This window comes from Clostridium sp. D43t1_170807_H7 (genome assembly GCF_015555905.1).
GTDB lineage: Bacteria > Bacillota > Clostridia > Clostridiales > Clostridiaceae > Clostridium.
The window spans coordinates 1-2,901 of record NZ_JADNLK010000056.1 but is presented as its reverse complement, the minus strand read 5'-3'; the positions used below and the strand labels follow the sequence as shown (position 1 = coordinate 2,901).

Annotated in this window: 4 protein-coding genes; all 4 read left to right on the top strand. The window is 27.4% G+C overall.

Annotated features, from left to right (window positions below):
* Positions 1-513 (top strand): N-6 DNA methylase (locus I2E98_RS15630; RefSeq protein WP_195469791.1); only part of this gene is annotated, 513 nt, incomplete at its 5' end.
* A gap of 3 nt (positions 514-516) precedes the next feature.
* Positions 517-1,737 carry a restriction endonuclease subunit S gene (locus I2E98_RS15625; RefSeq protein WP_195469790.1) on the top strand — a complete coding sequence of 407 codons (1,221 nt, stop codon included), beginning with the start codon at positions 517-519 and terminating at the stop codon, positions 1,735-1,737.
* A gap of 40 nt (positions 1,738-1,777) precedes the next feature.
* Positions 1,778-2,011 (top strand): hypothetical protein, encoded by a 234-nt coding sequence (locus I2E98_RS15620; protein WP_195469789.1) that lies wholly within the window; start codon positions 1,778-1,780, stop codon positions 2,009-2,011.
* A gap of 1 nt (position 2,012) precedes the next feature.
* Positions 2,013-2,549, top strand: coding sequence for a hypothetical protein (locus I2E98_RS15615; protein ID WP_195469788.1), 537 nt, complete (start codon positions 2,013-2,015; stop codon positions 2,547-2,549).
* The last annotated feature ends 352 nt before the right edge of the window (positions 2,550-2,901 follow it).

The window sequence follows — 2,901 nt, the reverse complement described above, 5'->3', positions numbered from 1 at the left end:
GCATCTATAGTTCCAGATGGAGTTTTATTTGGTTCAACTGGTGGACATAAATCTATAAGAAAAGAAATAGTAGAAAACCATAAGCTAGAGGCTATAATTTCAATGCCTTCAGGGGTATTTAAACCATACGCAGGAGTATCAACAGCAATAATGATATTCACTAAGACAGGAACAGGTGGAACAGATAAGGTTTGGTTCTATGATATGAAAGCTGATGGATATTCTTTAGATGATAAGAGAAATCCTATTGAAGATAATGATATTAATGATATAGTTGAAAGATTTAGCAAGCTAGATAAAGAGGTAGACAGAAAAAGAACAGAACAAAGTTTCTTTGTACCAGTAGAAGAGATTAGGGATAATGGATATGACTTATCTATTAATAAGTATAAAGAAATAGAATATGAAGAAGTAAAATACGATTCTCCACAAGAAATAATGCTAAGAATTAGAGAACTAGAGATGGATATTACTGCTGGAATTGAAGAATTAGCTGAGATGATTGGAGAATAGATTATGAATTCTAAATATGAAGTTAAAAAATTAGGTGACTATATAGTTCAAGTAAGAGGTATTTCATATAAACCGACAGATATTAGCGAAGAGCCTATAGATACACACATGGCGGTTTTAAGAGCTAATAGTATAAAAAATAATAAACTTATACTAGAAGATTTAATTTACGTCAATAAGGATTTAGTTAAGGAAAATCAAATAATAAAAGAAAATGACATTCTTATAGCAGCTTCAAGTGGAAGTAAGGAGATAGTAGGAAAGTCAGTACAAATAAAAGATAATACTAATTTTACTTTTGGAGCCTTTTGTAAGATTGTTAGATGTAGTGAAAAAATAGAACCGAGATATGTAGGATATTTTCTTAGGACCCCATATTATAGGTCCACAATTTCTAATTTAGTTTGTGGTGCAAATATTAATAATTTAAAAAATGAACATATTGATGAATTATTGATACCAATGCCATCAAGAGAGATTCAACAAAAAATAGTAAATATATTAGATAAATCACAAGAGTTAATAGATAAAAGAAAAGAACAAATAGAAGCTTTAGATGAATTGGTTAAATCACAATTTATCGAGATGTTTGGTACTCCAATGGAAAAAAGGTTCATAGGAAAAACATTACCAGAAATAATTACTGAAGATAAATATGCATTGAAAAGAGGTCCATTTGGAGGTTCATTAAAGAAAGATGATTTTATACAAGAAGGATATTTAGTATATGAGCAACGTCATGCTATACATAATGATTTTGAGTATGCTAAGTATTTTATAAGTAGAGAAAAATATGATGAAATGATTATGTTTAAGGTAGAACCTAAAGATTTACTTGTGAGTTGTTCAGGTGTTACACTTGGTAGGATATCGGAAGTTCCTGAAGGAGCTAAAGAAGGAATTATAAATCAAGCTCTATTAAAAATAACTTTAAATAAAAATGTTATGAATAATATCTACTTTATGCAGTTATTTAGAAATGAGCAAATTCAAGATAAGTTATTTGGGTTTAGTAGAGGAAGTGGAATACCTAATTTCCCATCAATGAATGAAGTAAAATCAATAGAATTCTTGTGTCCACCAATAGAGCTTCAAAATAAGTTTGCTGACTTTGTTAAACAGACAGATAAATTGAAATTTGAAATGGAAAAGAGTTTAAAAGAATTAGAGGATAATTTTAATTCATTAATGCAAAGAGCGTTTAAGGGAGAGTTATTTAATTAAAAATGTAATAGAAATATAATTAATAGGAGTGTGATAATAAGTGGGGAGAGAACAATACAATAAAATAATTAATAATGCTAAAACTACATTAGATAAAGGCATCTTAGAAAAAATAACTGAATTTAAATATAAAGAGTTAGATGGATATTATGTAATAGAAGTTTATGTAAAAGCTAATATAAAAGCAAAAGAAATGGGGGAAATCCTTACTAATATCGAGGAATATGCAAAAGGGTATGGATTTAATATTTTAGTGGATTTCTTAAGAGGTTAAAATGAAAAATTTAATTGAGAGATTTACATTAGAATGTAGAACAAATAAATCTGGAAAATTAAAAAAGTTCAAGCCAAACTGTGTAAATAAAGAGTTATATAAGTTTTGGAAGGCTGATTCTAATGTAATGGTTAGAGATGCTATATTAGCTAATAAAGCAGGATTATCATATCCACGTCAAATAGAGATGATACATGGGGCAATAGAGAGAATACTTAAATCGTATATTATTAAGGAATATGGAATAGAAATATTAGTTAATGAAACAAGAGTAATATATGATTCAATTAAGAGTGATTTTAAAGTAGAAATTGAAAAAGATGATTATGATACTTTAAAACTATTAGATAATAATTTTATTTTATATAGATATCCTACAGCAAATAGGTTTTATAATGAGGATATGATTGATTCAGCCTTTCAAGCTTTAATAAATGTAAATACTTTAATAGAAGAATCTTTAAATTTAAGCAATAGGGCTAAAGTAGTAATTAGAAAGGTTGAAGATGAAATAAGTGTTTCAAAAACTATAGAATAAAATATTATATAGGATGTAAATTAATCTATATATAAGACAATAATTACTATATCTATAATATTTTAAAGTGAGGTAGATATAGTGGAACAAATCATTACTGAAATAGAACAAAGTATGGTTAATTTGCTTGATAATATGGAAATGGAAGAGCTGGGGGCTGTCGCACTAAATAATTAGTGCGAGGCCCCTTTTTTTTAAAAAAATAAATCCCAGACTCTACAAGCCTAGGATTTATGGTAAAATATTTTTTGATGTCAACAAAAAAAATCTTACAACAAAATTATACTTTAAATCGAAAGTTTTATCAATTAAAACTTCCTTTTGATATAGATTGCATAATTCCAGATAATGA

Coding starts and splice junctions, on each gene's coding strand:
- I2E98_RS15625 (WP_195469790.1), top strand. CDS start 517: ATGAATTCTAAATATGAAGTTAAAAAATTAGGTGACTATATAGTTCAA.
- I2E98_RS15615 (WP_195469788.1), top strand. CDS start 2,013: ATGAAAAATTTAATTGAGAGATTTACATTAGAATGTAGAACAAATAAA.